Source organism: Streptomyces chartreusis, from assembly GCF_008704715.1.
GTDB classification, from domain to species: domain Bacteria; phylum Actinomycetota; class Actinomycetes; order Streptomycetales; family Streptomycetaceae; genus Streptomyces; species Streptomyces chartreusis.
Genome location: NZ_CP023689.1, coordinates 9,067,865 through 9,090,315 on the forward strand (window position 1 = coordinate 9,067,865; position 22,451 = coordinate 9,090,315).

Below are 22,451 nucleotides of genomic sequence, written 5' to 3' on the forward strand. Positions count from 1 at the left end.
CGTTCCTGAAGAATCCGGATGCACAAATGGCCCCACGTGGGCCTGCTGGTCAGCCGAAGCGTTCGATACGGATACGGTCCACGGGCTGACCCGCCGCGACAAGCAGCCGCGAGGCGTGTTCGGCGAACCCGTTGGAGCCGCACACATAGGCCTCCCACCCACCGGGAGGCTGCTCGGCCAGGAGCGGCGCCACATGTGCGGCGGCCATACGTCCCACCACCACACCCTCCGGTGCGCTCCGTGTGAACACCGGCGTCGTCTCCGCGCCGTACTCCCGTGCGTAGACGAGCTCCTCGGGGCTGCGAGCCGACACCAGCAACCGCAGCGGCACATCCAGCCCCTGCGCCCGATGGTGCCGCACCATCGACATCAGCGGCACGACGCCGGACCCGGCGCCGAGCAGCAGTGCCGGCCGGTCCCCGGGCCAGGCGAAGAAGCCGCTGAGCGGGCCGCGCACCTCGACCGTGTCACCCGGCTCGGCCACGGTGTGGAACCAGCCCGACACCTCACCGCCGTCCACATGGTCCAGGGTGAGCTCGATGTGCCTGGAGTCGTCGGGCGCGGACGCGATCGAGTAGTGGCGCTGGGCCACATAGCCGTCCCCGGCGGTCAGCCGCAGCATCAGGTGCTGGCCGGGCAGATGGCCCGCCCAGTCGGGCACGGCGAGCCGGAAGGTCGCGGCGTGCGGGGTCTCGCGGCGGATCCCGGTGATCGTCGCCGTCTGCCACAGGGTGGCGGCCTGCTCGCTGACGGCGATCCGGCCGGGCACGGCGAACCGGGTCCGCGGCGTGTACGTGTCGGCTGTCTCAGTCACCGGAGTACCGCTGCTCCTCCCAGGGGTTGCCCCGGGCGTGGTAGCCGTTCTGCTCCCAGAACCCCGCCTCCTCGTGGTCCAGGACACGCAGACCCGCGATCCACTTGGCGCTCTTCCAGAAGTACAGGTGCGGCACCAGCAGCCGCGCCGGGCCACCGTGCTCCGGGGTGAGCGGGCTCCCGTCGTACTCCCAGGCGATCCAGGCCCGCCCGCCGGTCACGTCGGCCAGCGGAAGGTTGGTGGTGTAGCCGGTGTGCGAATAGGCGACGACATGTGTGGCCGACACATGGGGGCGGACCACACTGAGGAAGGCGTCCAGCGAGACGCCGCCGAACCGCACACCGAACTTCGACCAGCTCGTCACGCAGTGGATGTCGCCCTCGTACACCGACCCCGGCAGCGCGTGCGCCTCGTCCCAGGTCCAGCTGCGCGGCTCCTCGACCAGCCCGTCCACGCGGAACGACCACTCGGCCGGGGTCAGGTCGGGCGTGACCTCGGCGGACAGGACGGGCCAGTCGTCGCCCGCGTCGTACTGGCCGGGCGGCAGGGCTTCGTTGTGGACGCGCGGGCGTCCGGTGAAGCCTCGGGTGACGTTCATGCGGGTGGTGCCTCCAGGCCGGCGTGGGCGACGGCCCGCGGGTCGAGCGTGATCGGTACGTGCTTCGGTGATCGGTACGTGCTTCGTACAACCGTACGCGTTCCGGCGGGGTGGTCCCGCGGAGGGCCGGGAAGGGCCCGGCGGTCGTGATCGTTGGGGTAGTGTGGCCGTCCGGCCGGGGCAGTCCCGGTCCCGTGGAGAACCAGGAGGTGAGACCCATTACCGCTGTGTCAGGTCGGGTGCTCTCATCTCGTATCGGCGCGGACCACCGCCAGTAGGCGGCCGCGAGAGCATCCTTCGGCTTCCGAAAGGCTCTCGGCTTCCATGCCCTCTCTGTCTCCCCCCTCGCCCGCTTCCCCGTCACCGCTGCCCTACGACGCCGTCGTGACCGCGCTCCGGGCCGCCGGCTGTGTCTTCGCCGAGGACGAGGCCCGGCTGATCCTGGCCGCAGCCCGTACCCCGGACGAACTGACCGCCATGGTGGACCGGCGCGTCACGGGCGTGCCGCTCGAACTCGTCGTCGGCTGGGCCGAGTTCCGCGGGCTGCGCATAGCCGTCGAACCCGGGGTCTTCGTGCCCCGCCGCCGTACCGAGTTCCTGGTCGAGCAGGCGGTCGCCGCCGCGCCCGACGCGTCCGTGGTCGTGGACCTGTGCTGCGGCTCCGGTGCGGTCGGCGCGGCCCTGGCCGCCGCCCTCGGCTCACCCGGCCCGGTCGAGCTGCACGCCGCGGACATCGACCCGGCGGCCGTGCGCTGCGCCCGCCGCAACGTGGCCCCCTACGACGGGCGCGTGCACACCGGCGACCTGTTCGAGGCGCTCCCCGACAGCCTGCGCGGACGTGTCGGCATCCTCGCCGCGAACGTGCCCTACGTGCCCACCGACGAGGTCGGTCTCCTGCCCGCGGAGGCCCGCGACCACGAGCCCCGCGTCGCCCTCGACGGCGGCCCGGACGGTCTGGACGTACTGCGCAGGGTGGCCGCCGGGGCGCATCAGTGGCTGGCCCCCGGCGGCCGCCTGCTGATCGAGACCAGCGAACGTCAGGCGCCGACGGCCCTGAAGGCATTCACCGACAGCGGGCTGTCGGCGCGGCTGGTCGTCTCCGAGGAAATGCACGCGAACGTCGTGATCGGCCGCGGCCGGGACCGCTGAAGGGGCACGTGGGTCGGCGGACCGACTCCGGTCGTGGCGGGCCGGGGCGGACTCAGGCCGTGGCGGGACGGTGGGCCGATTCAGGTCGTGGCGGGACGGTGGGCCGATTCAGGTCGTGGCGGGGCAGCGGGGCGGCTCAGGTCGTGGCGTCGCTGTGCGAAGGGCCGTCCGAGGGGCCGGAACCGGGCCTGTCCCAGTGCCGGGGCCCGGGGAACTTGCCGTGCCAGTCACCCGGCCCCCTGTCCCGGTCCTTGCCCTCGCCCTTCCCCTGCTTCCATTCCTTCCAGTTCCCCGCGAGGACACGGTCGGCCGTCCTGGTGTCGTCGCCGGCACGGGTGCCGACGACGAAGATGTCGTCGCCGTTCTTGAGGTCGCCGGTGCCGGAGCCCTTGTCGCCGTCGTGGCGCACGGTGGTGTCCGAGCCGACGGTCCACGTCCACTCGGCGCCGTCCTCGCTCTTCACCGTGACCCGATCGCCGTCGACCTTCTCGACGGTGCCGCGCTGCCAGATCCGTACGACCCACTCGCCGCTCTCGCGGTCCTTCACGGTCGACTCGCCGTGCACGCCGCCTCCGCCGAGGCCGAACCGCATGCCGGGCCCGTGCCGTTCGCCGGGCGTGCCGGGCGACGGCGAGGCGGGCCCGGAGGCCGAGGGGGAGGCACCGTCCCCGGAGCCCGAGGAGGTCGCGGCGTAGGCGACCGTACCGCCGAGGGTCAGGGCGGCGACCGTGGCCGCCGCAGTAACCGCCTTGGCGCGGCCGGACCGCCGCCGCCACAGTCCGCGCGGCGCCGCCCCGCGCGGGTGCTCCCGTTCCGGATCGTGTGTCACGGCTCGCTCCCTTCGGTCACGGCACCCGGCATCCCCATGCCATGCCTTGCTGTGATTGTGGGATGCGCACCATAAGGAACCAGTAATCAGTTCCTGTGAAAAGGGGCGCCCACCCTTCTCTTCACGAGTACTTACCGATTCACCCAATCACGCCCGGAAATGGGGCCGTATAAGCGCTGCTTTGAGAAGTCAAAAGCTGCCATACGGGGCCAAATCAAGACCTCTGTAAGGAGATTGACCGCGCATCGAGCTGTCGTGTCATCCCGGTCCTCGGAACATCTTCCGCGGTTCCGTCACTGGTGGCGTCACGGGTCCGGGCGGACGGACGCGGCGCGCCGGCTCCGCTCCGGGGCACGGGTTTTCGGCCCGGGCCATCTTGAGCGGCGTCCTGCGCACCTTGTGAGGGGCAGTCGCTGCCTGCACGATCGGCGTCGCTCGAACGAAAGCCCGGTCCGGAGCGATCGACCAGAGGAGACCCCTGTGACGACCGACCGCATCAGCCTCAGCCCCGAGGCCGCCCGGCAGCTCGCGACCACCACGAAGACCACACCGCAGATGCGTGGAGTGACCCCGCGTTATCTGCTGCGTGCCCTTCCCTGGGTAGATGTGGAATCAGGTGTCTATCGCGTCAACAGGCGCCGCACCTACGTACTCGGCGACGACCGCATCAGCACCCACACCGATGAGGGAGGTCCCCGTGTGATTCCGGGGGACTTACGCGAGATCCCGTACCTCCGCGAGGCCGACGACGCCTTCCTCGGCCAACTCGCCGACGGATTCACGGAGATGAGCTTCGAGCCCGGTCAGGTGTTGGTGCGGGAGGGCGACACCGCCGAGCACCTGTGGGTGATCGTCCGCGGCCGCGCCGAGAAGCGGACCACCGGCCGCTACGGCGACGAAGCGCTGATCCAGGTCATCGGCGACGGGCAGTACTTCGACCTGGAGGCATGGACCAGGGGCGAGCCCATGCCGTACGCGGTGAAGGCCGTCACCCCGGGCGTCGCGCTGCGTGCCGAGCGTTCGGCGCTCGCCCAGCTCATGGACCGCGACGACGCACTGCGCGGCGCTGTCGACTCGTACACGGCGGGCGACATGCCCGCACCCGGTGCCGAGGCGCCGATCGACCTGAGCGGCGGCCATATGGGCGAGGTCGACCTGCCGAGCACATACGTCGACTACGAGGACGCGCCGCGCGAGTACCACATGACCCTCGCGCAGACCCGGATGATGGTGCACTCCCGCGTCGCCGACCTCTACAACGGGCCGATGGACCAGACGCGCACGCAGGCCAACCTGACCGTCCAGGCCCTGCGCGAGCGGCAGGAGAACCTGATGCTCAACCACCCCGAGTTCGGGCTCCTCCACAATGTGCCGGCCGGCCAGCGCGTGCAGGCGCGCACGGGTGCCCCCACCCCCGACGACCTCGACGAACTGCTCGCGAAGGTGTGGAAGCAGCCCGCCTACTTCCTGGCGCACCCCCGGGCCATCGCCGCGTTCGGGCGCGAATGTACGCGGCGGGGCGTGCCCCCGGTGACGGACAGCCGGTTCGGCAGCCCTCTGCTGACCTGGCGGGGCGTGCCGCTGCTCCCCTCGGACAAGGTGTCCTGCCCGAACGGCTCCGGCGACGCCGCGGGGACCACCGAGATCCTGCTGATGCGGACCGGCGAGGCGGAGCAGGGCGTCGTGGGACTGCGCCCCGCGGGGGTGCCGGACGAGGTCGAACCCGGCCTGTCCATGCGGAACATGGGCATGGACCAGAAGGGCATCACGTCGTACCTGATGACGGCGTACTTCAACACCGCGGTGCTGGTGGACGACGCCGTCGCCGTACTCCAGAACGTCGAGGTGTCCAAGTACCATGACTACTCCTGACGTCACGGCATGGCCGGCGCGGTCGGCCGACCCGTCGTCGCGGGTGCGTCAACCCGGCGGTTTCAGCGCCGAGTCGGTCCGGCAGGACTTCCCGATCCTGCACCGCACCGTCAACGGCCGTCCTCTCGTCTGGCTCGACAACGCGGCCACGACCCAGAAGCCGCGTCAGGTCATCGAGGCGCTCGCCGCCTACTACGGCGCCGCCAACTCCAACATCCACCGCGGCGCCCACACCATGGCGCGGGAGGCCACCGAGGCGTACGAGGCGGGCAGGGTGGCCGTCGCCGACTTCCTCGGCGCCGCAGGACCGGAGGACATCGTCTTCGTGCGCGGCACCACGGAGGCCGTCAACCTCGTCGCCCAGAGCTGGGGCCGTGCCAACCTCGGGCCCGGGGACGACGTCCTGGTGCCGGTCCTCGAGCACCACTCGGACATCGTGCCCTGGCAGATGGTCGCCAAGCAGACCGGCGCCCGGCTCGTGCCGATCCCCCTGACGAAGGACGGGGAGATCGACCAGGACGCGTACCGTGACCTGCTGTCCTCGCGGACGCAACTCGTCGCGATCAGCCATGCGTCGAACGTCCTCGGCACCGTCCCGCCGGTCGCGGAGATGACGGTACTGGCCCACCGCCACAACGCCAAGGTGCTGGTGGACGGTGCCCAGGCGGTGGCCCATTTCCCCGTCGACGTGCGGGAGTTGGACGCGGACTTCTACGCGTTCTCGGGCCACAAGCTGTTCGCGCCGACCGGCATCGGCGCCCTGTACGCGAAGCCGGAGCTCCTCGCGGGGATGGCCCCCTGGCAGGGCGGCGGCAACATGATCGAATCCGTGACGTTCGGGGAGACCACCTTCGCGCCCGTGCCGCACCGCATGGAGGCCGGGACCGGCCACATCGGCGGAGTCGTCGGACTGCTCGCCGCCCTGAACTGGCTGACGTCCCTCGACCGCGAGGCCGTCGCGGTCTACGAGGGGGACCTCATGGCGTATGCGCACGAGGCGCTCGCCGGCGTGCCCGGGCTGGAGTTGATCGGCTCGGCGCCCGACCGGATCGCGGTGCTCACCTTCACGCTCGCCGGACAGGACCCGGCCGCCGTCGCGGACTGGCTCGACCGGGACGGGATCGCCGTCCGCGCCGGTCACCACTGTGCCCAACCGGCCCTCGCCCACTACGGACTCGAGTCGGCGGCACGCGCCTCGCTCGCGCTCTACAACACCTACGGGGAGGTGGACCAGCTCGTCTCCTCACTGCGCAGACTGCAAGAGCGCGCCTGACGGCTCAGTCCGGAACTGATCCCGGTTCGGGGCCGTGCGACCGGAGACGGCCGCACGGCCCCGAAACCGGTACGTCAGACGGATCGGAGGTCAGGGGAGGGCGCCGCTCAACTCGTCGGCAGCACACGCGCGATGAGCAGTGCCACGTCGTCGGAGTTGTCGGGCCGGTGCAGGGTGCGCAGGAGGAGGTCGCAGCACTCCTCCAGCGGGCGGTAGGGGTCGTCGAGGAGCTCCAGCAGCGCGTCGAGGCGCTCGTCCAGTGGATGCTGACGGGTCTCGACGAGCCCGTCCGTGTAGAAGACCAGCTGGTCGCCGGGTTCGAGATCCACGGTCGTCGTGGAGAAGGCGACACCACCGACGCCCAGCGGCGCCCCCGTGGGCAGTTCGAGGAACTCCGGGGGACGACCGGGGCGGACGCGCGCGGGCGGCAGATGCCCCGCGTTGGCGATCCGGACCTGCCGCAGCTTCGGGTCGTGCACGGCGTAGACACAGGTGGCTATGGAGTGGTCGAGGCCCTGCGTGATCTTGTCGAGGTGCTCCAGGAGCCGTGTCGGTTCGAGGTCCAGGGACGCCAGGGTGTTCGTCGCGGTACGCAGCCGGCCCATGGTCGTGGCGGCGTCGATGCCGCTGCCCATCACATCGCCTACGACGAGCGCCGTCTTGCCGCCGTCCAGCGGTATCACGTCGAACCAGTCCCCGCCGACCTCGGCGCCGGCGCCCGCCGGCTGGTAGCGGGAGGCCACCTCCAGACCGCCCGTCACCGCGGGGTGGCTGGGCAGCAGGCTGCGCTGGAGGGTCAGGGCGGTGTCTCGGGCGTTCTGGTACCAGCGGGCGTTGTCGATCTGCACCGCCGCGCGGGCCGCCAACTCCCGGGCGAGCAGCAGGTCGTCGTCGCTGAACGGCAGCGGATTGCCGATGCGCTTGAGGTCGAGGGCGCCGAGGACCTCGCCCCGCGCGATCAACGGCACCGCCAGATAGGAGTGCACTCCCGCGCGGCTCAGCTGCAGGGCGGCCTCGGGGGAGCGGGCGATGCGAGGCAGGTCCTCCTCCTGGACGCGGGCTACCAGTACCGGACTGCCGGTGCGCACGCACTCGGTGACGAGGCGGTCCGGGCCGTAGTGCGCGACCTCACCCGGCGGATCGGCGGCGTCGAGAGCCTCCGTGGGGCCGTCGGCCTGGACGGCCAGAGCGCGGATCACCGCCGCCTCGGCCGGGCCGAGGCTTCTGCGCCTGCCGTCCACCACCGCTTCCAGGAGGTCGACGGCCGCGATGTCCGCGAGCTCAGGCACGGCGACCTCGGCCAGCTCGCGCGCCGTGCGGTCCAGCTCCAGGGTGGTGCCGATGCGCGCGGAGGCGTCGGCGATGAGATCCAGGCGCCGCCGTGCCGTCGCGGCCTCCAGCGCTGCCTGGTGCTGCTCGGTGATGTCGACGGCCATCCCGGCCACGCCGAGCACCGTGCCCGCAGTGTCCTCCAGGCGGTACAGCGAGACGGACCAGAAGTGCTCCCGGTCCGGGTCGGCCGGCGTACGGCCCACGATGCGCTGGTCGATGAGGGGCTCACCGGTGCCCAGGACCATGCGCAGGGCCGCCTCGATGCCGTCGGCGTCGACGCCGGGCAGCAGCTCGCGCGGTGTGTGCCCGATGTGGTCCTCGGCGGGGATGCCGTTGAGCCGGGCCAGCGCCGCGTTGACCGAGACGTAGCGCAGATCGGTGTCGAGGACGGCCAGACCGATCGGGGCCTGCGCGATGGTGCGCGTGGACAGGGCGACGTCCCGCTCCACCCGGCGGACCGTCGTCTGGTCGGCGCACAGGCCCAGCGCGTAGACGTCGCCCTGGTCGTCCAGCAGCCGCATGTTGCGGAACTCCACCAGGCGCGTGCCGCCGTCCTTGCGCCGGATCGGGAACGCCCCGGCCCAGCCCTCACCCGTCTCCATGACGTCGGCGAACAGCTTGACGACCAGGTCCAGGTACTGCTCGTGGACCATGATCCGGGCGGCGTACTCGCCCAGCGCCTCCTGCGCCGAATAGCCGAACAACTCCTCGGCCTGGGGGCTCCACAGCACGATGCGCCCCTCGACGTCCAGCACCACCGAGGCCACGCCGAGCACGTCGAGCAGCCCGCTCGGACCCACCGGCCCGCGCACCGGCTCGTCGCCCTCGGCGACGGGAGGTTCGGCTGGAGACATCCCACGCACCGCCTTCGGCCATTGTCGCGGCACGCCGTTCCCCCGTGCCGACTCCCCTTGTTCTACCGTGTTCAACCGTCTCCGGGCCCCCTCGGTCGCTCACCTCCACCATCCCTCAACACGGCGGTGGTCGTCCCCCGAAGGCGCCGCCGGGGCACGCGACTGTGGCCGATCAGACAGCGGGCGTTCTCCTGCTTGGTCTGTACATGACCACATCACCCCGCCAGACTGTCGCCGACACGCCCCCACCCCCCGAGGAGTCGTTCCCATGGCCCTGCGTGCCCGGCAACGTTGTCATGCGGTTCTCACCGGCCTCGTCGCCTTCGCCTCCGCAGCCGTGCTGTCCTCCGCGGTGCCCGCGCAGGCCGCCGACACCTGGACGGAGGTGGGGTCCGACCGTGCCGACCCGCTGACCGAGAGCCAGGGTCTGGCCTCCGTGGAGGTCCCGGCGAACAGCGCCAACCGCTACACCGGCATCGGCACCATCCCCATCTCGGTCTCCAGTCGCGGCTGGAACCACGTGGGCGACCCGGACGCCTCCTACAACGGCTACTACGTCGAGCCGTACCAGGCGGACTCGGGCACCGCGAAGATGTTCCGGGTGCAGGCGCCGAACGGGGCCTGGTCGGAATACGTGCACACGCTGGGCTCCGGGGAGGCGCTGAACAACTCCTTCGTCGCCATCGCGCCCGCCGGCCAGTGGATGGTCTCGGGCGAGTGGGGCACCATGACCCGCCTGCTGGTCCACCCCACCCCCGGCGTCAACCCGAGCACCTCGCCCTCGGCGAACCTCCCCTGGACCTCCAGCATCCGGCTCGACCGCGCCGTACGCGACGTACAGGGCTGCGACTTCCTGAACGCGACGACGCTGCTGTGCTCCTCCGACGACCCGGCGGGCACCCTCTTCGGCATGACCAAGCCGCTGCTCCAGATCGACCTCTCCGCCGAGCCGGGCGGCTCCGACGTGACCGGCCGTGTCACGGCCCTGCGCCAGCTCCCGCTGCGCAGCTCCTGCTCGGGCAACTTCGAGACGGAGGGCATCGACTACGACCGGCGCACCGGCACCCTGCGCGTGATCGTCGTCTCGCCGGGCTTCTGCGTGCTGACCGACAGCAAGACGTACAAGTTCACGCGCGGCTGAGACCGGCGCGGCGACGGCGCCGCCGGTGACGGGCGCCGGCGGTTCCGGCGGATCCGGACCGGCGGGCTCCGCCGGTAGTGCTCCGGCGTGGGTGGTGCTTTTCTTGGGTTGGGGTCCGGTTCTGCGGCTACCCGTGGCACCGCGACGCGGCCACGAGAGGAGCGATCACGATGGAACGTGAACGACTGCACGAGGAGCCCGTCTCCGTCGAGATCAGCGGATGCAGCAAGGAAGACGCCCGGATCGTGTTCGACGCGCTGTGCACGTGCTTCGAGTCCGACCGGGGCCCCGAGGACGTGCCGCAGCAGCTGCACGAGACGCGCCCGATGGTGTGGCTCGGCACGTTCGAGGTGACCGACACGCAGGAGTGCCCGGCACCGGCCCGCCTCTCGTCCTCCGTCGAGGCGGACGCACAGGGCGGCTACTGGGCCATCGAACGGCTCCGTACGACGCTGGACTCCCTGTTCACGGTGCACGACCTGGCCTCCGCCTCCGGCGACCAGGAGCGGGAGCTGCACGTGGTGCTGGAGAGCCGCCCAGGCCTTTCCTGACCGAGTCCGGCAAGGGCGCGCTCGGTCATGACGGGCCCAGCAGGCCGAGCACGGCGTGCCGGTAGGCGGCGTGGACGGCGGGCAGGTCCTGAAGACAGGCCCGCTCGTCCACGCCGTGCAGGCCCGCGTACCGCACCCCGAAGCCCGACGTGGCCGGGATGCCCTCGCCCGCGAGCAGGTTGCCGATGTTCGAGGGGCCGGCCGTCTTGGCCCGTACCGTGAGCCCTTCCCGCGCGGCGGCGTCCAGGAGCGCCGCCGCGGGCTGCTCCTCCTCGGCCAGCCGGTACGGCGGCCAGGACGCCACCGGCATGATCACGGTCGGCCGCGGAGCCGGCACCCGCGAGTCCAGCTCGCCCACCGCCTCGCGGACCAGGCGTTCGGCGGCGTCGGCGCCGAAGTGGGGCGTCGTGCGGATGTCGACGCCCAGCTCGCACAGGTCGGGCACCACCGAGAAGCCCTGGCCGCCGTGGCAGAAGGTGACCGTCAGCTTCGGCGGCAGCGGGAAGTCACCCTCGGCCCCGGGGAGCTCGGCCTCCTCCAGAAGCCGTACGAGGCGCGCCGCGCGGGAGACGGCGCCGGGCGCTGTGCTGCGGGACCCCGAGTGGCCGGAGGCGGCGTGCACCGCGATCGTGGCGCGCCACAGCCCCCGCCCGCCCACCACGACCTCGTCGAGCCCCGGGTAGCCGATCAGGACCCCGGCCGGACGGGCCGCCTCCGGGTCGGCCAGATAGGCGCGGGCACCGCCGAAGTCGCCCGTGTGCTCGTCCACGTCGAGCAGCACCGCGAGCCCGCCGCGCAGGTCGGCGGCCCGGTCGTGCAGCTCGGCCGCGACGGCGCAGAACATCGCCGCAGCGAGCTTGGAGTCGGCGGCGCCCCTGCCGCGCAGCCAGCCGTCGACGACGTCACCGCAGTCCGGCGGGAACGTCCAGGCGCTCTCGTCGCCGTAGGGCGCGGTGTCGACGCAGGCGTCCAGTGCCCACCAGGGGCCGGGCAGGCCGCCCGCGACCTCGATCAGCAGGCCGACGACGCCGCCGTCCTCGCCGTGCAGGCGCCGATACGGCAGCTCACGCCCGGCGATCCAGTCCTCCAGGACGCCGAGGACGGGGCCGTAGTCGTCGATCCCGGCGCGGCTGGGGCAGCGGACGAGGCGCTGGGCGAGGGCGATCGTGTCGGCGTGCGGGGTCATGGGGCCACTGTGCCCGAAGGCGGATGTCGGCTGGGCCGTGGAGGGGTGCCCGCTGCCTGCCCCAAGGGGTGCCGGGAACTGCGCGACCAGCCCCCACGTACCCGCAGCCGCCCACTCGGCACAGGCGCAAGTGGCCCGTCTCACCCCACCCCGGTTGTGCAACTAGTTGCATAAAGGCTTCCCGGTCCTCTACAACTACGTCAGGCACGACACCGCGCACGGAGGGGCCCCGATGAGCCGTTACCCGCACCTGCTGAGCCCGCTGGACCTGGGCTTCACCACGCTGCCCAACCGCGTCCTCATGGGCTCCATGCACGTCGGTCTGGAGGAGGCCGAGCGCGGCTTCGAGCGCATGGCCGCCTTCTACGCGGAACGGGCGCGCGGGGGAGTGGGCCTCATCGTCACCGGCGGCATCGCCCCCAACGACGAGGGCCGGCCATACGAGGGCGGCGCCAAGCTCACCACCGACGCCGAGGCCGAGCAGCACAAGGTCATCACCGAGGCCGTGCACCGCGAGGGCGGCCGGATCGCGATGCAGATCCTGCACTTCGGCCGCTACGCCTACCACCAGGACCTCGTCGCCCCGAGCCCGCTCCAGGCGCCGATCAGCCCCTTCCCGCCGCGCGAGCTCACCGAGGCCGACATCGAGCGGACCATCGACGACTACGCCCGCGCCGCCCGCCTCGCCCGGCAGGCCGGCTACGACGGCGTGGAGATCATGGGCTCCGAGGGCTACCTCATCAACGAGTTCATCGCGACCCAGACCAACCACCGCACCGACGGCTGGGGCGGCTCGTACGAGAACCGCATGCGTTTCCCGGTGGAGATCGTGCGGCGGGTGCGCGAGGCCGTCGGCGAGGACTTCATCATCGTCTACCGGCTGTCCATGCTGGACCTCGTCCCCGGCGGCTCCACGCTGGACGAGGTGATCACGCTCGCCAAGGCCGTCGAGGCCGCCGGCGCGACGATCATCAACACCGGCATCGGCTGGCACGAGGCCCGCATCCCGACCATCGCCACCTCCGTGCCCCGCGGCGCCTACACCTGGGTCACCAAGCGGCTGATGGGCGAGGTGTCCGTCCCGCTCGTCACCACCAACCGCATCAACACCCCGGAACTGGCGGAGGAGTTGCTGGCCGACGGCTGCGCGGACATGGTGTCGATGGCCCGTCCGATGCTCGCCGACGCCGACTTCGTCGCCAAGGCCGCGGCCGGCCGGCCCGAGGCCATCAACACCTGCATCGGCTGCAACCAGGCCTGCCTCGACCACACCTTCAGCGGCAAGATCACGTCCTGCCTGGTCAACCCGCGCGCCTGCCACGAGACCGAGCTGACGCTCTCCGCGACCCGGCTGCGCAAGCGCGTCGCGGTCGTCGGCGCCGGACCCGCCGGGATGGCCTGTGCCGTCAGCGCCGCCGAACGCGGCCACGACGTCACGCTGTTCGACGCCGCCGGCGAGATCGGCGGCCAGCTGAACGTCGCCCGCAAGGTCCCCGGCAAGCAGGAGTTCGACGAGACCCTGCGCTACTTCCGCCACCAACTCGACTGGCAGGGCGTCGACGTACGGCTGAACACCTGGGTGTCGGCCGGTGACCTCGCCGCCTACGACGAGGTGGTCGTCGCCACCGGCGTCACCCCCCGCACCCCGGACATCCCCGGCATCGACCACCCCAGCGTGGTGGGTTACCTCGACGTCCTGCGCGACGAAGCCCCCGTCGGCCGGCGCGTCGCCGTCCTCGGCGCGGGCGGCATCGGCTTCGACGTCGCCGAGTTCCTCACCGACGGCGGCGAAAAGGCGAGCGAGGACCCCGCGACGTACTTCCGGCACTGGGGCGTCGACATGGACTACACGGGACCCGGCGGCCTCGCCGCCCCCGAGCGCCCCGCCCCGCCCCGCACCGTCTACCTGCTCCAGCGCAAGACCACCAAGGTCGGCGCCGGCCTCGGCAAGACCACCGGCTGGATCCACCGCACCGAGCTCAAGCACCGCGGCGTCACCATGGTCCCGGGCGTGCGCTACGACCGCATCGACGACGCCGGACTGCATGTCACCGCCGGCGAGGAGAGCACGGTCCTCCCCGTCGACACGATCGTGCTGTGCACCGGCCAGGAGCCGCGCCGCGATCTGTACGAGGAGCTGGTCGCCGCCGGACACAACGCGCACCTCATCGGCGGTGCCGACGTGGCCGCGGAACTGGACGCCAAGCGGGCCATCAAGCAGGGCACCGAGGTGGCGGCGAGTCTGTAGGGCGAGCGAGCGCGGTCGCGAGGCGGCCGCCGCACGTCCCTAGGATGACTCCATGTCCCTCCCGCACGCGATCCTCGTCGCCCTGCTCGAAAAGCCTTCGTCGGGGCTGGAGCTGACCCGCCGGTTCGACAAGTCGATCGGGTACTTCTGGTCGGCGACGCACCAGCAGATCTATCGCGAGCTGGGAAAACTGGAGGCCGAGGGGTTCATCCGGACCCTGCCGGCGCAGCAGCCGGCCCGTGGGCAGAAGAAGAGCTACGAGGTCCTGCCCGCGGGCCGCGCCGAACTGGCCCGCTGGACCTCCGCCTCCCAGGACCCGCGGCCGCACCGCGACACCCTGCTGCTGCGGATGCGCGCCGCGGCCGTCGTCGGGACCGAGGGCATCGAAGCCGACCTGCGACGCCATCTCGCCCTGCACCAGCGGCAGTTGGCCGAGTACGAGGAGATCGAGAAGCGCGACTTCCCGCCCGGCAAGGACAGCTCGCAGGACCGGCTGCGACACCTGGTGCTGCGAGCGGGCCTCGACCTGGAGACCTTCTGGATCCAGTGGCTCACGCACGCCCTGGACGAGTTCGCCGAACTGCCGGGACACGAGACGGCGTGAGCCACGCGGGGCCCGGCGCCCGGCCGGGCTCCCGCGCGGGTCAGAGGCGGTACGGCTTCGACGTCCTGCGGCGCATGTACCAGGCAGTGCCCGCGACGGCCGCGCCCACCAGGACCCCGCCGCCCACCAGCGTGAGCGTGCCGTAGTCCTGGCTGCCGCCGCCCACGCCGCCCATCACACCGCGCGACGGCGAGGCGGTGGCCGTGGCCGAGATCGTGGGCCTGACGCTGGGCGAGACGATGACGGACTGGGTGCCCGCCGTCGTGCCGTCGGAGCAGATGACGATCACGGTGTAGGTGCCGGCGCTCACGTTCGACCACGCCGCCGACTGGAGCGCGCTCGTTCCCGACAGGGACACCTGACGCCCCTGCGAGAAGTTCGCCTGGCGGCTGTTGAGCAGCGAGGCGGTGCCCCAGCTGCCGTTCACATTCGTGCATGAGCTGGTGGTTACGGAAACCGTGGACCCCGTGGTGCTCACGGAGATCCCAGAGACGGCGTGGGCCTGCGCGGCTGCCACGAACAGAGGTAGTGCGGAGGCGGCTGCCACGGTAAGGCCCGAGCGGAGGAAGAGCGATGAGTTGCGCATGTGAATGCCCTCCGGCGGCACGGTCGGCGGTACGTCCGTTGCGCCGCCGAGGGTCGGGTACGCCCGTGCTGCCTCAGGGGAAGCCAACGCGCCCCGGGGCGTCGCCGCATGCGGGCGTCGCCCGGACAGGTGATGGGCTGCTGCATCCGGGGGACTCCGGGTCGGGCGGGCCGTGCCCTGAGTTGCGGGACGGCCACGCCCGCGGCTGTCGGTGCCGACGGACGCCCTCAGCCCTGCGCCCCGGTCGTCACCTTCACCTCCGTCGAGAAGCCGCCCCAGGTGCCGTCCGGCAGCCTGCCCCGAAGGCGCACCCGGTGGCTCACGCCGCGTTCCGGGCCCAGGTAGAAGCTGTACGTGGCCCGCTCGCGCGGCGCGCTCCCGCCGTACACCAGTGAGGTCGCCGTACGGCCGTCGAGCTGGATCTCGTACTCCGTGACGACGCCGTCGGTGCGCGGCGGCACCCAGTTCAGTTCCAGGTAGTAGGCCCCGTCCGAACGATGGGTCGTCCTGGCCTCGAACCCGGTTGGCGCGGTGCCGCGACCGTCGTCGGTGCCCGGCGTGGTGAGGCGGACGGCCGCCGTCGCCGGCGAGAGGTTGTCGGCGGCGTCCCGGGCGCGGACGGTGAACGAGTAGCGAGTGCCCGGCCGCAGCCCGGTGACGACGGTCGCCGTCTGGTTCCCGCCCACACTGTGGATCTTCGCCTCGCCCTGATAGATGTCGTACGACACCACGTCCCGGTCGTCCGTGGCGGCTGACCACGACAACTGGACCGCCCGGCTGCCGACCGCACGTCCGTCGGCCTTCCCCGGGCGGGTCGGGGCCGACCGGTCGGCGGCCACGGCCTTGGGGGTCGTCGCCCGGACGGTCTTGCTCGGCGGCCCGAGACGCCCGTCCTTGTCGCGGGCCCGCACGGTGAACACGTAACTGGTGGACGGCTTCAGCGTGGTGACATCCACCATGTGCTCGGCACCCGGCACTTCCTTGACCTTGGTGGTGCCCCGATACACCTCGTAGACCTTGATGCCGCCTTCCGCCGAGACCGCGCTCCACATGACGTGCACGCTGGTCGCGCTGCCCGCGGCGGCCGTGACACCCGTGGGTGCCCCGGGCAGGCGTCCGCCGTCCTCCCCGTCGGCCTCGCCCCAGGCACATGAGGACAGCAGCGCGAGCGCGGCGCAGACGGCGGATGCGAGTACGAGAACGCGTCGCACGACTCTGCCTCCCGGGGGCGGCCTCACTGCAATGGTCCGGACCAATATGACGCGGCTGACGCGATCACATCAAGAGGGCGTAGTCGATGACCTCGTCGATCGCGGGTGACCCACCGGCCGTTGGTGACCCGCCCGGAGGATTACGTATGCTGAAGCTCCTCGCGGCTGAACTCTCCCTGGGGGATGGTGAGTTCATGCCGTCCCGGCGCGGGCCGCTGTCGTCGCTGATCCGGTGCCGGACGCGGGTGGCCGGGGTGCCGGGGTCCATCGCGGGCCCGGGCCCCCGGCCTCTGGCCGAGCGTCGGAGACTCGCCGTCGTGTCGTCGGGGTGTGCACCGTACGGACCCCTGTGGTGGCAGCATGATCCGAACGCCACCACATTGGACTGAGCGTTCGGCGGAGTCCGACGCGTGTCAGTGTCCCCGGCGAGAGGGTCCCGAATCGTGCGTATACAGGCGTTGACGCTTGCCGCGGCGAGTGCCGCACTGCTTGCCCCCACGACACCACCCCCCGATCCTCCCGACCCCCTGGGCGGGCCGGAGACCCAGATCGAAGCCGCCGTCAGCGCCGCTGACCTGCTGGCGAAGGTGCGTAACTGCACCGCGGTCTCCCAAGGGCGATATCGCAGCGACAGCGGTACGGCCGCGAACATCCCGGTGTGCGGTCGGGGCGACGCCGTGTTCTGGAAGGCCGACATGGACATCGACTGCGACGGGCAGTCCACCGGCCACTGCAACAGCGCCACCGACCCGTACTTCTCCGGCTCCACGGCCTTCCAGCAGTCCGACGGCCGCTATCTGAGCGCCGAACACCTGCCGTACATCGTCGTGCCCACGCCCAGCGGTATCTGGGACTACCGAGCCCATGGCATCCGCGGCGGTTCGGTCGCGGCCGTCGTGTACGGAGGCCGGGTGCAGTACGCGGTCGTCGGCGACGTCGGCCCGCGCGACATCATCGGCGAGGCCTCGTACGCCACCGCCAAGGCCCTGGGCATCCCGGCCGACCCCCGACGCGGCGGCACGGCCTCCGGCGTCACCTACATCGTCTTCAAGAACTCACGGGTGAAACCGATCGAGGACGCCGCGGCCGCCGCTACGACCGGGCAGCAACTGGCGAAGAAGTTCGTCGCCGCGAAGTGAGTGAGGCGGGTGTTCGCGCACGGTCGGCCAGGCCGCTCATGCGCGCTCGGTACAACCGCGCACTCCGCTCGACGGGCCGCTCATGCCCGCTCGATGAGGGGCTTCGCGCCGCTCGGTGAGGGCGCGTCAGACCGCGGCCCAGCCGTCGTCGACCGGCAGGATCGCGCCGTTGATGTTGCTCGCCGCGTCCGAGGCGAGGAACACGATCGCGGCCGCCTGCTCCTCCGGCTGGGCCAGCCGGCCGACGTTCACGAAGTGCGGGCCGAGCGCCGCCGGTCCGTGCGCGTCCTGCGCCGCATCCACCACGATGCCCGTCCGAGTACCGCCGGGCGCTATCGCGTTCGCGCGGATGCCCTGCTTGCGGTACATCACCGCCAGGGACTTGGTCAGCCCCACCACGCCGTGCTTCGACGCGGTGTACGCCGCGCCGGCCGCGCTGCCGCGCAGGCCGGCCTCGGAGGCCGTGTTCACGACGGCACCCCTGCCCGCCCGGAGCATGTGCGGCAGCACCGCGCGGGTGAGCAGGAACGGCGCGGTGAGGTTGACCCGGATGACCCGCTCCCACTCGGCGTCGCCGACGTCCGCCAGCGCCGACATGCGGTCCATGATCCCGGCGTTGTTGACCAGTACGTCCACCCCGCCGAAGCGTGCGACGGCCGTCTCCACCACCTGGTCGACGACGGCCTGCTCGCTCAGGTCGCCGGCCACCGCGACCGCGCTGCCCCCGGCCTGCTCGATCTCCGTGACGACCTCCTGCGCTCCCTCGGCGTTGAGGTCCGCCGCCACGACCCGGGCGCCCTCCCTGGCGAAGGTCAGTGCGGCCGCGCGGCCGATGCCCGAGCCCGCTCCGGTGACGATGACGCTGCGTCCGTCCAGTCCACCGCTCATGAGGATCTCCCGTCCATGGGTCCGAAGGGCGGAACCGAACACGCCCAGGACCACACCCTACGACTTAATGTCTCTGAGTGACATAAAGTCGTTGTGCCGGTCGGGGAGAATTCCCGCCAGAGCGATCCAGTCCGGCCGGAGGGACACCATGACCGCAGCCCGTGGCAGCACGAGCCGCTCGAAGACCTCACCCGTCGGCCGACCCGCCGAGCGTCCCATGGGACGGCCGCCGCTCACCGAGGAGCGCAAGGCCGAGATCCGGCTGGAGATCGCGCGGGCCGCCGTGGACCTGTTCGTGACGCAGGGCGTGGCCGCGACGACGGGCGAGCAGATCGGAGCGGCGGTCGGCGTCTCCGCACGGACCGTGTGGCGCTACTTCCCCAGCAAGGAGAGCTGCGTGAGTCCGCTGTTCTCGGCCGGCATCGACATGATCGCCGACCGGCTGCGGCACTGGCGCCCGGGGCAACCCCTGGACGAGCTCTTCGACCCGCAACTCGCGGACGAGGATCACGTACTGGCCGGCCCCGACCGGGCAACCGTCGGCGCGCTGGTACGCCTGACCCGCACCGAACCCGGCCTGCGCGCGATCTGGCTCCAGACCTACGACGAGGCCGAACCGGCGTTCGCCCGCGCCCTCGCCGAACGCGCCGGGCTGCCCGCCGACGACCTGCGTCCGACGATCCAGGCGGCGATCTTCAACGCGGCCCTGCGCGCGGCCGTCGAGCACTACGCGTGGGACACCGCGGACACCGACCCGGACCGCGCGACCGCAGAGGCCGAACTGACGGCAACTCTGCGGTCGGCGCTGGGTGTTGCGGCGGAGGGGGTGGCGTAGGAGGAGGGGCTCGCCCGGCGTGGCCTCGGCCGGTGATCGCCCTACGTCCCGTCCTCGTGCCGGGCGGCCTGCCTCAGACCTTCCGGTACGTGTACGCCTCCGCGGCCGCCGCTTCCACGGCCGCCAGGTCGGCCCCGGTGGACGCCGTGACGACCGCGGCCACCGCGCCCTCGACGAACGGGGCGTCCACCAGGTGGGTGTTGTCCGGGAGTTCGTCGCCCTCGGCGAGCAGCGCCTTCACCGTGAGGACCGCGCTGCCCAGGTCGGTGAGGACCGCGACCCCGGCGCCGCGATCCACGGAGGCCGCCGCCGCGGCGATGAGTTCGGCGCTGGTGCCGAGCTCGCCGCCCTCGGTGCCGCCCGCCGGGGCCACCGGCACCGCCGTGCCGCCGCCCGCGAGCCCTTGCGCCAGCTCGGCCACCGACGCGGCCACCTGCGCGCTGTGCGAGACCAGCACGATGCCCACCAACTGCTTGCCCTTGTCGTCACTCATCGACGGCCTCCGCGAGTCCCGCGATCAGCAGGGCCGAGGACGTGGCCCCGGGATCCTGGTGGCCGATGCTGCGCTCCCCGAGATAGCTCGCCCGGCCCTTGCGGGCCTGCAACGGCGTAGTCGCCAGGGCGCCCTCCTCGGCCGCGGCCCGAGCGGCGACGAAACCGTCGCCGAGCGCGTCCACGGCCGGCACCAGAGCGTCGATCATGGTCTTGTCGCCCGGCGCCGCGCCACCGAGCGTCATGACGGCGTCCACGCCCGCCCGCAGCGCCTCGGCGAACTGGGTCTCGCTCACCTCACCGGCGTCCCCGAGCGCCTTGCCGGTCCGGCGCAGCAGCGTGCCGTACAGCGGCCCGGACGCGCCGCCGACCGTCGAGATGAGCTGTCGGCCGGCGAGCGTCAGGACCGCGCCCGGCGTCTGCGGGTCCTCCTTCTTCACCGCGGCCGCCACGGCGGTGAAGCCGCGCTGGAGGTTGCTGCCGTGGTCGGCGTCCCCGATGGGTGAGTCGAGAGCGGTGAGCCGTTCCGCCTCACGGTCGACGGAGGCGGCTGTGGCCGTCATCCAACGGCGGAAGAATGCGGCGTCGAGCACTGGATCTCCTTGCGTGACAGGTGTGTTCGGATCACATGCCCCACCGCAGCCCGGGTGTGCTCACCGGAGCGTCCCACAGCCGCAGCAGTTCCTCGTCGACCTGGCACAGCGTGACCGAGGCACCGGCCATGTCGAGTGAGGTGACGTAGTTGCCGACCAGGGTGCGGGCGACGGCGACTCCGCGCTCGGCGAGCACCCGCTGGACCTCGGCGTTGAAGCCGTACAGCTCCAACAGCGGTGTCGCGCCCATGCCGTTGACGAGGACGAGGACGGGGTTGCGCGGGGTCATGTCGTCCAGGATGGCGCCCACCGAGAAGTCGGCTATCTCGTGCGACGTCATCATCGCCCGCCGCTCCCGGCCGGGCTCGCCGTGGATGCCGATGCCCAACTCCAGCTCGCCCGGCGGCAGATCGAAGGTCGGGCTGCCCTTGGCGGGCGTGGTGCAGGCGCTCAGCGCGACACCGAAGCTGCGGGAGTTCTCGTTGACCTGGCGGCCGATCGCCTCCACGCGCTCCAGCGGCTGTCCCTCGTCCGCCGCCGCGCCGGCGATCTTCTCCACGAACAGCGTTGCGCCCGTGCCGCGCCGCCCGGCGGTGTAGAGGCTGTCGGTCACGGCCACGTCGTCGTTGACGAGCACCTTCGCGACCTGAATGCCCTCGTCCTCGGCGAGCTCGGCGGCCATGTCGAAGTTGAGGACGTCGCCCGTGTAGTTCTTGACGATGAACAGCACACCGGCCCCGCTGTCCACGGCTGCCGCGGCCCGCGCCATCTGGTCGGGCACCGGGGAGGTGAACACCTCGCCAGGACAGGCCGCCGACAGCATGCCCGGACCCACGAATCCGCCGTGCAGCGGCTCGTGCCCCGAGCCGCCGCCGGAGATGAGCGCGACCTTGCCCTCCACGGGGGCGTCCCGCCGTACGATCACCCGGTTGTCCACATCGACGACCAGCTCGGGATGAGCGGCGGCCATCCCGCGCAGCGCGTCCGCGACCACGTTCTCCGCGACGTTGATCAGCATCTTCATGGGTGCCTCCTGGTGATGTGAACGGCGACCCTCCGACCTGCGTCTGCCGAGGTCGGAACGGGTGGAGCCGGTTGTCGAGGTGGGCGGTCCCGAGCGGTCGGGGAGGGTCTCGGCGGGAGGGTGCCGGATCGATGGCCGCGGTGGCGGCTGTACGTCGGGTGTCGGTGGTCGTGGTGGGTGTCGTCGCCGTAGCCCTGCTGTCCGAAGTATCGCGCTTACGGCAACGAAGGTCACGTGCACGCCCGCCCGGTTGCGGCATGCGGGAGGGCATGGCCCGGGGTCCGTGCTCCGCGGCCGACCGCGCCGCGGAGCCCCTCAACTCCGGGACGTCACAATGCTCAGCACGTTGGCGGCGACGATGGCGCCGATGCCCGCCCACTCCGGTCCGCCCAGGCCCTGACCGAGGCCGATCATGCCGACCAGGGCCGCGAGGACCGGGTTGACGCTCATGAACAGGCCGAACGCGCGGGGCGGGACGTGCCGCAGGGTGAACAGGTCCGCGAGATACGGCACGGCCGAGGACAGGACCCCGGCGGCGATCGCACAGGCGACGGCGCCGGCCGTGGGCGGATGCCGGACGGCCACGGCGATACCGATCGGCAGGAACATCACGGCCGAGATGCCGGCCGCGGCCGCCGCGCCCTGCGCCCCGGGCACGCGTCGGCCGACGGTGCGGTTGAGCAGGATGTACGACGCCCAGCAGGCGGCCGCCAGCAGGCCCAGGGCCATGCCGAGGTAGTCGGTCGAGGGCTGCGGGCGCATCAGCGTGATGACTCCGGCCGCGGCGATCACCGCGCAGCCCACGTCCACGCGGCGCCGCGAGGACGCCAGGGCGATGGTGAGCGGGCCGAGAAACTCCAGGGTGACCGCCAGGCCGAGGCCGACGCGTTCGATCGCCGAGTACAGCGAGAGGTTCATGGTGCCGAACACCAGGGCCAGCAGCAGTACCGGCCACCACTGTGCCCAGGTGAACGACCGCAGCCGCGGCCTGCCGACGGCGATCAGGACGAGGGCGGCGACGTACTGGCGCACGGCGACGACGCCGACCGGGCCCAGCACGGGAAAGGCGAGGGAGCCGATCGCGGCGCCGGTCTGGTTGGACAGACCACTGCCGACCATCGTGGTCACGCCGGCCAGACGACCGCCGCCCGGTTCGGAGGCGGCCGGTGCGGAGGTGGCTCGCAGGGTCGCGCGCGTCGGCGCGGCGGGAGCGGGGCGGGTGCGCATACGCC

At 72.0% G+C, this 22,451-nt stretch carries 21 protein-coding genes; 9 read left to right on the forward strand and 12 right to left on the reverse strand.

Annotated features, from left to right (window positions below; translation table 11 throughout):
• Nucleotides 1–49: 49 nt before the first annotated feature.
• A complete protein-coding gene (locus tag CP983_RS40270) occupies nucleotides 50–814 on the reverse strand; it encodes a ferredoxin reductase (RefSeq protein WP_150505301.1) in 765 nt (254 codons plus the stop codon).
• Nucleotides 807–1,412, reverse strand: a complete 606-nt coding sequence (locus tag CP983_RS40275; protein WP_150505303.1) for a sulfite oxidase-like oxidoreductase — start codon at nucleotides 1,410–1,412, stop codon at nucleotides 807–809. Before CP983_RS40275 ends, CP983_RS40270 begins: the two co-directional genes overlap by 8 nt.
• Nucleotides 1,413–1,736: 324 nt before the next feature.
• Between CP983_RS40275 and CP983_RS40280 the strand changes: the two genes are divergently transcribed.
• Complete coding sequence (locus tag CP983_RS40280; RefSeq protein ID WP_150505305.1) at nucleotides 1,737–2,561, forward strand: putative protein N(5)-glutamine methyltransferase; 825 nt, start codon at nucleotides 1,737–1,739, stop codon at nucleotides 2,559–2,561.
• Between the two features lie 136 nt (nucleotides 2,562–2,697).
• On the opposite strand, the gene CP983_RS40285 is transcribed toward CP983_RS40280, so the two are convergent.
• The gene (locus CP983_RS40285) at nucleotides 2,698–3,390 is read right to left on the reverse strand and encodes a hypothetical protein (RefSeq protein WP_150505307.1); all 693 of its coding nucleotides are present in this window, start codon (nucleotides 3,388–3,390) and stop codon (nucleotides 2,698–2,700) included.
• 480 nt (nucleotides 3,391–3,870) lie between these two features.
• Here CP983_RS40285 and CP983_RS40290 point away from each other — a divergent pair, with 480 nt between their 5' ends.
• Both CP983_RS40290 and CP983_RS40295 read left to right on the forward strand, forming a co-directional pair.
• On the forward strand, nucleotides 3,871–5,262 hold the full coding sequence (locus CP983_RS40290; RefSeq protein ID WP_229915083.1) for a family 2B encapsulin nanocompartment shell protein: 1,392 nt from the start codon (nucleotides 3,871–3,873) through the stop codon (nucleotides 5,260–5,262).
• A complete protein-coding gene (locus CP983_RS40295) occupies nucleotides 5,249–6,535 on the forward strand; it encodes a cysteine desulfurase (RefSeq protein ID WP_150505309.1) in 1,287 nt (428 codons plus the stop codon). Before CP983_RS40290 ends, CP983_RS40295 begins: the two co-directional genes overlap by 14 nt.
• A 107-nt stretch (nucleotides 6,536–6,642) precedes the next feature.
• Here CP983_RS40295 and CP983_RS40300 read toward each other — a convergent pair whose 3' ends face one another.
• On the reverse strand, nucleotides 6,643–8,721 hold the full coding sequence (locus tag CP983_RS40300) for a SpoIIE family protein phosphatase (protein WP_150505311.1): 2,079 nt from the start codon (nucleotides 8,719–8,721) through the stop codon (nucleotides 6,643–6,645).
• Between the two features lie 268 nt (nucleotides 8,722–8,989).
• Here CP983_RS40300 and CP983_RS40305 point away from each other — a divergent pair, with 268 nt between their 5' ends.
• Together CP983_RS40305 and CP983_RS40310 are read left to right on the forward strand one after the other, a co-directional pair.
• Nucleotides 8,990–9,862 carry a hypothetical protein gene (locus CP983_RS40305; RefSeq protein WP_125529058.1) on the forward strand — a complete coding sequence of 291 codons (873 nt, stop codon included), beginning with the start codon at nucleotides 8,990–8,992 and terminating at the stop codon, nucleotides 9,860–9,862.
• Between the two features lie 170 nt (nucleotides 9,863–10,032).
• Nucleotides 10,033–10,413 carry a hypothetical protein gene (locus CP983_RS40310; RefSeq protein WP_107909968.1) on the forward strand — a complete coding sequence of 127 codons (381 nt, stop codon included), beginning with the start codon at nucleotides 10,033–10,035 and terminating at the stop codon, nucleotides 10,411–10,413.
• A 25-nt stretch (nucleotides 10,414–10,438) separates the two neighbouring features.
• On the opposite strand, the gene CP983_RS40315 is transcribed toward CP983_RS40310, so the two are convergent.
• Nucleotides 10,439–11,599 (reverse strand): M20 family metallopeptidase, encoded by a 1,161-nt coding sequence (locus tag CP983_RS40315; RefSeq protein ID WP_150505313.1) that lies wholly within the window; start codon nucleotides 11,597–11,599, stop codon nucleotides 10,439–10,441.
• A gap of 232 nt (nucleotides 11,600–11,831) precedes the next feature.
• Between CP983_RS40315 and CP983_RS40320 the strand changes: the two genes are divergently transcribed.
• The gene (locus CP983_RS40320; protein ID WP_150505315.1) at nucleotides 11,832–13,847 is read left to right on the forward strand and encodes an NADPH-dependent 2,4-dienoyl-CoA reductase; all 2,016 of its coding nucleotides are present in this window, start codon (nucleotides 11,832–11,834) and stop codon (nucleotides 13,845–13,847) included.
• 52 nt (nucleotides 13,848–13,899) lie between these two features.
• On the forward strand, nucleotides 13,900–14,451 hold the full coding sequence (locus CP983_RS40325) for a PadR family transcriptional regulator (protein WP_150505317.1): 552 nt from the start codon (nucleotides 13,900–13,902) through the stop codon (nucleotides 14,449–14,451).
• A gap of 40 nt (nucleotides 14,452–14,491) precedes the next feature.
• Here CP983_RS40325 and CP983_RS40330 read toward each other — a convergent pair whose 3' ends face one another.
• Complete coding sequence (locus tag CP983_RS40330; RefSeq protein ID WP_150505318.1) at nucleotides 14,492–15,037, reverse strand: hypothetical protein; 546 nt, start codon at nucleotides 15,035–15,037, stop codon at nucleotides 14,492–14,494.
• A gap of 227 nt (nucleotides 15,038–15,264) precedes the next feature.
• On the reverse strand, nucleotides 15,265–16,248 hold the full coding sequence (locus CP983_RS40335) for a fibronectin type III domain-containing protein (RefSeq protein WP_150505320.1): 984 nt from the start codon (nucleotides 16,246–16,248) through the stop codon (nucleotides 15,265–15,267).
• Between the two features lie 443 nt (nucleotides 16,249–16,691).
• Between CP983_RS40335 and CP983_RS40340 the strand changes: the two genes are divergently transcribed.
• Entirely contained in the window at nucleotides 16,692–17,387 is a 696-nt protein-coding gene (locus tag CP983_RS40340; protein ID WP_107909960.1) for a glycoside hydrolase family 75 protein, read from the forward strand.
• Between the two features lie 126 nt (nucleotides 17,388–17,513).
• On the opposite strand, the gene CP983_RS40345 is transcribed toward CP983_RS40340, so the two are convergent.
• Nucleotides 17,514–18,275, reverse strand: a complete 762-nt coding sequence (locus CP983_RS40345; protein WP_150505322.1) for an SDR family NAD(P)-dependent oxidoreductase — start codon at nucleotides 18,273–18,275, stop codon at nucleotides 17,514–17,516.
• 148 nt (nucleotides 18,276–18,423) lie between these two features.
• Between CP983_RS40345 and CP983_RS40350 the strand changes: the two genes are divergently transcribed.
• A complete protein-coding gene (locus tag CP983_RS40350) occupies nucleotides 18,424–19,110 on the forward strand; it encodes a TetR/AcrR family transcriptional regulator (RefSeq protein ID WP_373309905.1) in 687 nt (228 codons plus the stop codon).
• A 73-nt stretch (nucleotides 19,111–19,183) separates the two neighbouring features.
• Here CP983_RS40350 and CP983_RS40355 read toward each other — a convergent pair whose 3' ends face one another.
• The 4 genes from CP983_RS40355 to CP983_RS40370 all read right to left on the reverse strand — a co-directional run bounded on the left by CP983_RS40355 (nucleotide 19,184) and on the right by CP983_RS40370 (nucleotide 22,446).
• Complete coding sequence (locus tag CP983_RS40355) at nucleotides 19,184–19,603, reverse strand: PTS-dependent dihydroxyacetone kinase phosphotransferase subunit DhaM (protein ID WP_107909958.1); 420 nt, start codon at nucleotides 19,601–19,603, stop codon at nucleotides 19,184–19,186.
• The gene (dhaL, locus tag CP983_RS40360) at nucleotides 19,596–20,195 is read right to left on the reverse strand and encodes a dihydroxyacetone kinase subunit DhaL (RefSeq protein ID WP_150505323.1); all 600 of its coding nucleotides are present in this window, start codon (nucleotides 20,193–20,195) and stop codon (nucleotides 19,596–19,598) included. The genes CP983_RS40355 and dhaL overlap by 8 nt, the downstream gene beginning before the upstream one ends.
• Nucleotides 20,196–20,226: 31 nt before the next feature.
• A complete protein-coding gene (gene dhaK / locus CP983_RS40365) occupies nucleotides 20,227–21,219 on the reverse strand; it encodes a dihydroxyacetone kinase subunit DhaK (RefSeq protein WP_107909954.1) in 993 nt (330 codons plus the stop codon).
• A 315-nt stretch (nucleotides 21,220–21,534) separates the two neighbouring features.
• Complete coding sequence (locus CP983_RS40370) at nucleotides 21,535–22,446, reverse strand: EamA family transporter (RefSeq protein ID WP_150505325.1); 912 nt, start codon at nucleotides 22,444–22,446, stop codon at nucleotides 21,535–21,537.
• Nucleotides 22,447–22,451: the final 5 nt, after the last annotated feature.